A 6,597-nucleotide genomic window follows, 5' to 3' on the forward strand; every position below is an offset into this window, starting at 1 on the left:
GCCTTATCTGGACAGTCTGCACCGTGCCTCACGCACACTTGAACGGTATGTTTTGGCGCAACGCAGGGGGGCATCAGGCCGGATGAAGCGCTATCCATAAGCTGGCGTAATCCGGCCTGATGACCACCGTCCCGCAGGCGCGCAACGTGTGCGATCTGGAGTTGGGAGGGGGTCTGGGGGAGGGACTGACAAGCTGTGGATACTTCAGGTGCGTCGATCGTCATTCAGGAGCGCCGGACGGCGGATGGCCTGGACTCCTACATCCCGGTAATCCTGCGTGATGGTGCGATCTATGATCTCCACCTTGAGCGCTACTTCCTCGATTTGCCGCTGAACGGTTCGCGTTCGCGACACTCGTTGCGCGCCCATGGCTATGATGTTCTGGTCTGGGTTCGCTTTCTCGCTTCGGCCCGTGGCAAGTCTGTTTGGCAAGCCGATGCCAATGATGTCGGTGCCTATCATCGTGCCCGGCGGCGCAGCGATGCTGAGTTCCGGATTTCGGCATCGACGTGGAACCGGGCGATTGCCTCGCTCGACAAGCTTTATCGATGGGCCGAACGGGAGGGTCTGATCGAGCGTACACCTTTTACGCATCGTCAGGTCTGGCGACGATCGCACGATGGGCGCCGGGCGGCAGTCACGGGCCGCAATGACGCCTATGAGCGCGCAGCCCGTCGTTCCGACGTCCGTTTCATCGATCTCACCGATTACCGCGCCTTCCGGGAAGTTGGTTTGCGCGGCCTGACCGTTGAAGGGACCGAGCGTCCTGGAGCGCGTGACCGCAATGGCGCGCGCAACGCGCTGTTCGCCGATCTGCTGGTCACCACCGGCCTGCGCCTGGAAGAGGCATCCCACTTGCTCGCAGCTGAGATTCCGGTTTGCGACGCCCGCTCGGAACGTCAGCGGCGGGTCGAGCTTCCGGCGGCACTTACCAAGGGTGACAGGGGGCGAAGCATGCTGCTACCGCGCCGTTTGTTGCCGGTGTTTGACGCCTACATCGCCGTTGAGCGAGCGGCGGCCGTCGCCAAGTTCGCACAGCGCCGTGGCTGGGAAGCCATCGACCGCCCGATCTTCATCCACAGCCCCTCATTCGGGCAGCGCGCATTGCCTCTCGTTGGCGGTGGCACGATGGACATGGAGGTCGTCACACCGGATGAACGCGCAAGGCTTGTTATTTGCGCTGACGATGGAACGCCGCGCGAAGCCGCGGTCCTCTGGCTGACCGAGGTGGGCCATCCTGTGTTGCCCAACTCGTGGGAAGCGATCTTCGCACGGGCAAGCCGCCGTTGCACGGACGCAGGCATCCCGGTCCGGCTTAGCCCCCATCAACTCCGGCATTCCTTTGCAGTCCACATGCTGGCCATGCTGATCCAGCGCCGCCTCGCCGACGCAGCGGCACCAGTGGGCGCCATGGAAGGTTATCGCCAGCTGGTCGGCGATCCGCTTCAACAGGTCCAGCGATTGCTTGGCCATTCGAGCCTCGCGACGACCTCTATTTATCTGGATCACCTCGCCACGCGTGCCGATACCGTCGATGCGGCAGTCGAAGAGCTGTTGGCACTCGTACCAGGCTATCTTCGATCATGAGCGCTGCTCCACGCAAAGGACGCAAGGTCAGCTTCGAGACCGAGGCGGCTGCGCCCCAAGCCGATCCATGGTCGCAGATCAGCACGCTGCGCTTCATGATTCATCCCTTATATGGCGGCGAGCTGCTCGTCGATTTCACGGGCTTGCGGCCGCGCGGCCTGGCGCTCGCTTTTGCCCGGAGCCTGTTCAAGCTGGCCGCACCGCGCGGCCCCATCATGGTACGTTCCTCCCTCAAGACATACGCCAACCAGCTGCCAAGCTTCTTTGCCTACCTGGCCGGGACAGGCGACCGGATCAACGGCCCTGCTGACCTTCGCGCCCATCACATCGATGGATTTGAGACATGGCTCAGCGCGCAGGGCAAGTCTCGCGTGCATGGACAAACCTATGTCGCCAAGGTCGTTTCCGTCCTACGTCGCATCGCGGACGACAGCCCTGAGCTTGTCGATTGCGGCTTGCGGGAACGACTGCGCTACGTCAGCTCACACGCACACGTTCGTTCCCGTCCACGCGATGCCTACAGTCCGTATGTAGCCCGCCAGCTGCGCGATGCGGCACGCGCGGATATTGCTGCGATCGAGGCCCGCTTGCGATCGGGGCCACAGATCGATGAGGTGGCGCAGATCGATGGCGCATATTGCAAAGCCCATGCTGCCATCGAGACATACGGTGTTCTGGGCTACCGTGATCCCACGTTTCAGAGCCTGTACAAGCTGCGCAAAAAGCGCGATCTCACCAGTGACAGGCTTAACCTGAGCCTCCACGCAGCCCACTATCTTACTGCCGACGATATCGTCCCGCTTCTTGTTCTGCTCTTACTCGAGACAGGGCTTGAGCTGGAGTGCTGCAAGTCGCTCACCCTCGATTGTCTGCGCAATGCCGCAGGTGGTACCGTCGATATCGCCTACACCAAGCTGCGGGCACACGGTGCCGAGCACAAGACAATCCGGGTGCGTGATCGCGGCTCATCCACCCCTGGCGGTCTGATCCGACGCATCATCGCCCTATCGTCCAAGGCCAGGGTCCATAACTTTAGCGATAACCTTTGGGTCTATTTTCAGCCGGGCGAGATCACCGCAGGTATTCGTCAACTGCGCTTGAAGGTCAGTGCCTGGACGCAGCGCCATTGTATTACCGATGATCAGGGTAAACCGCTCCATCTGTGTCTTTCGTATCTGCGCAAGACGCACAAGGCCTTGTGGTATCTGAAGACCGAAGGCCACATGGCCCGCTTCGCCGTAGGTCATACCGTCGATATCGCGGCACGGCACTACGCCGATATTCCCTCCCTCAGACCGCTGCACGAGCAAACCGTGGCAGATGCCCTCGAAGAGGCGCTCGCTGGTCCAATGATCCTGCCTCCTCAAGACGAGGACCGGCTGCGCGGCAAGTTGGCAAGCCCTGATCCCGATGATGGGGGCATTTCAACCGCACTGCTCGATGGCGAACAAGACGTCTGGCTTGCAAGCTGTGGCAACTTCTATTCCAGTCCCTTCGCATCCGTCGGCACGCCATGCCCAACACCGTTCTGGGCCTGCCTCGATTGCCGCAACGCGGTCATTACCGCGCGCAAGCTGCCTGCCATTCTCGCCTTTCTCTCCTTCGTCGACGCTCAGCGGATCGGCCTGAGTGCCGCTGATTGGACCGCCAAGTTTGGTCATGCCCATGATCGCATCGTTCAGCAGATCCTGCCTGCCTTCGCCGAAGGCGTCGTGGCAAGGGCCCGTGCGCAAGTCGCGAACGACCCTCCCACGGTCTATCTGCCGCCAGAGGCACGGGTATGACCGTTGTCCAGCTTCTGGCGGAGAGCGACGATGAGCGCGATGCCCTCCCTGTGCTTATGTCCGCGCCTTTGCGCCCCGGCTGCGATCGCGCGCATATTTCACGATACGGCGATCCGGTGTGGGATCTGGCTCCCGGCGTATTTCGCGACAACGCGCGGCGCTGCCATGTCACGGTACATTTCGGCGGTATTGAAGACCCATCTATTGCTGATGCCCTGCGCCAGATTCTCCATGCGCGGCTCAATGTCGATCTCCCCGGTCACCGTTCGCGGCTTGAGCCGGCCGGGGTGCGCGGCGAGGCCAACCGGACCTTGCGCTTTTTCGACTTCGTGAAGGCTCAGCTGGGGCGTTTCGATCTCGGCCGGGTCGATCAGGCTCTGGTCGATCGCTACGCCGGATCTTTGCGCCTTGCCGGGCTGCGCCCAGTTGTAGCGGCAGCGCTGCTGCGGATCGTCTTTGACCTGCACGAGTTGCAGCATCATCTGCCGACTGCGCACCTGTCCTTCGAACCGTGGCCGGGACGAAGTCCGTTTTCCGTGGCGGGCGCAAAGCATATTGCAGGGGAGAACCGGACGCCGCGCATTCCCGAATCGATCATGACGCCGCTGCTCTCCTGGTCGTTGCGCTACGTGACCTGCCACGCAGGCGATATCCTTGCCGCACGGGCGGAACTCGATCGCCTTGAAGCAACGCGCAACCGTCTGATTGCCGCTGGGGAAGGTCTGGATCCCGCTGTTCGTCGGTTACGGCAACGCGAACGCCTTCTCGACTATGTTGCATCCTTGCGGCAGCATGGGCGCGGCATTCCGATCTGGACCACGGCACATAACGGCGCAACGCGAACAGACCCGCAAACCGGCGCCGTCACGCCGCCGATCAACTACCACCTGATCCACCTCCATGCCGGTATCAACGCGCAGGCCGAACCTGCCATGCACCTTGGCCTCGCCACCGGTGCACCAGACCTCATCGCCGCTGCCATCGCAGAACTCGGCACCGAGATCGGCGGCATGGATACGCCCATTTCTGCCGATCCCGATACTGGCCTGCCTTGGCGCACCCGCTTCGATGCCAAGGTTTTGCCCCTCGAGGAAGTCATGCTGCAGTCCGCAGCCTATATCGTATGTGCCTTTCTCTCAGGCATGCGGGACAGCGAGATCCAAGCCATGAGGCAGGGATGCCTGTCTATTACCAAAGCCGAAGACGGTACGATCTTGCGGCATCGTATCAAGTCCACTGCTTACAAGGGCAAGCGCGGCGGCGGCGAGGAGACCGAGTGGGTTACCATCGCGCCAGTCGCTGAAGCCATCGATGTCCTCGAACGCCTTTCCGCGCGTGCAGGGCAAGCGCGCGGAACAACGACCCTGTGGCCAGTCCTCACGCTCCGGGCCAATACCAAGACGCACGTCTCTGCAGAGATAGTCCGGCAACTCAACCGGTTCCGCGATCACCTCAATGACCAATTCGGATCCGCGCAGGCACCCGTCATTCCTGCCGGACCCGACGGCCGACCATGGCGTCTGACAACGCGTCAGTTTCGCCGCACAATCGCCTGGCACATCGCCAACCGGCCCTTCGGAACAATTGCCGGCATGATCCAGTACAAGCATGCCAGCGTTGCGGCTTTCGAAGGCTATGCTGGCAGCAGCCGGTCCGGATTTCGGGGAGAGATCGAAGCCCAGCGTGCGCTCGGGCAGATCGACGATATCCTTGTCTACTTCGACGAGCGGCAAAGTGGCGCACGCCTTGGCGGACCTGCCGCGAACAGGGTCGGAGTTGTGCTTGATACTGCCGCCCACGAGTTGGCGCCGCTACCTGCCATGATTGCCGACCGTCCACGTCTGCGCACCATGCTGGGCAGTCTCGCGCGGACATTGCATGTCGGCCCGCTGGCCGATTGCTTCTTTGATCCGGCAACTGCCCTGTGCCTGAACCGGAGTTCGGAGCCAGGCGCAAGCGGGCCAATGATCTCCATGTGCGAACCGGTCCGCTGCCCCAATGCCTGCATCGCCGAACGGCATCGCCCGGCATGGCAGCGCGGTGCTGATGAGGCACGGTTGTTGTTGCGCGAGAAGCGGCTTCCAGAGCCGCAGCGGGTGACGCTTCAGGCCGAGGTGGCCAGAATCCAGCGTGTTCTTGAACAGATCGCACCGGGTACCGCCACACCGCATAACGGTATGGCGGGAGAGGAAGAGGAGGCGGGTTTGCGGGTGACGGATTGAAGGAGCGGAAGACAGTTTCCCTCCGCCCGTCGTGGAGACCTGCCATGTCCCGATCCTACCCTGCTACGCCGCGAGCCGACGTCTATTCGCGCATTACTACCGAGATTGTATGTGCCATCGAAGCCGGTGCCGGCGATTGGCGTATGCCCTGGCACCATGATGGCGCTGCCACCACCAGGCCGCAGAACGTCACCTCCCGCCGCCGCTATCGCGGCGTCAACGTGCTCGCGCTCTGGATCGCAGCCGAAGCGGCTGCCTATTCCAGCGGTCTTTGGGGGACCTATCGCCAGTGGGCATCGCTTGGCGCACAGGTCCGCAAAGGTGAACGCGGAACGACGGTTGTGTTCTGGAAACAGGCCGCATCGCGCACCGATGATGATCATGACGATGGCGAAGCCGGACCCGGCCGCATGTTCGCGCGGGCCTTCACCGTGTTCAACCTCGCCCAGGTCGAGGGCTATGAACCCTCACCTGTCGCAGTTCTACCCGAGGGCGAGCGGTTCGGGCACGCCGAAGCTTTCGTCGCGGCCCTCAAGATCCCGGTCACCGAGGGCGCCTACGATGCGCACTACCGGATCGACCTCGATCACATCTTCATGCCGACCTTTGCCTCGTTTCGGGATGCATCAGCACAGATGGGCACGCTTTTGCATGAGGCGGCCCACGCCACAGGGGCAAAGCACCGGCTCGACCGCAACTTTGCCGAACGTTTCAAGCGCGACAGCTTGGCGATCGAGGAAATTTGCGCTGAACTGACCGCATCGTTCGTGCTCGCCGACCTCGGGATCGCTCACCATCCGCGGGCCGATCATGCCGCCTACGTAGCATCGTGGTTGCGCGCACTCAAAGACGACCCTCGTGCCATCTTCACCGCCGCCAGCAAGGCGCAGGCGGCCGCCGACTGGATGCACGCCCAGCAGCCCCAGCCTGAGGAGATGGCCGCATGATCCGCGCCCCGAAAATTTGCGGTGGAAGTCACATTAGGGCTGGACTGTCAGGATATG

The 6,597-nt window shown here is 62.4% G+C and carries 4 protein-coding genes; all 4 read left to right on the plus strand.

From position 1 onward, the window contains the following. Window positions 1-195: 195 nt before the first annotated feature. The 4 genes from ET21_RS0105795 to ET21_RS0105810 are packed head-to-tail and all read left to right on the plus strand — an operon-like array spanning window position 196 to window position 6,540. On the plus strand, window positions 196-1,587 hold the full coding sequence (locus ET21_RS0105795; protein ID WP_030538911.1) for a site-specific integrase: 1,392 nt from the start codon (window positions 196-198) through the stop codon (window positions 1,585-1,587). Further along, window positions 1,584-3,371, plus strand: a complete 1,788-nt coding sequence (locus ET21_RS0105800; protein ID WP_030538912.1) for a hypothetical protein — start codon at window positions 1,584-1,586, stop codon at window positions 3,369-3,371. Before ET21_RS0105795 ends, ET21_RS0105800 begins: the two co-directional genes overlap by 4 nt. After that, window positions 3,368-5,593 (plus strand): integrase, encoded by a 2,226-nt coding sequence (locus tag ET21_RS0105805; protein ID WP_030538913.1) that lies wholly within the window; start codon window positions 3,368-3,370, stop codon window positions 5,591-5,593. The genes ET21_RS0105800 and ET21_RS0105805 overlap by 4 nt, the downstream gene beginning before the upstream one ends. Window positions 5,594-5,637: 44 nt before the next feature. Next, complete coding sequence (locus tag ET21_RS0105810) at window positions 5,638-6,540, plus strand: ArdC family protein (RefSeq protein WP_030538914.1); 903 nt, start codon at window positions 5,638-5,640, stop codon at window positions 6,538-6,540. The last annotated feature ends 57 nt before the right edge of the window (window positions 6,541-6,597 follow it).

This window comes from Sphingobium sp. DC-2, from assembly GCF_000722555.1.
Classification (GTDB): domain Bacteria; phylum Pseudomonadota; class Alphaproteobacteria; order Sphingomonadales; family Sphingomonadaceae; genus Sphingobium; species Sphingobium quisquiliarum.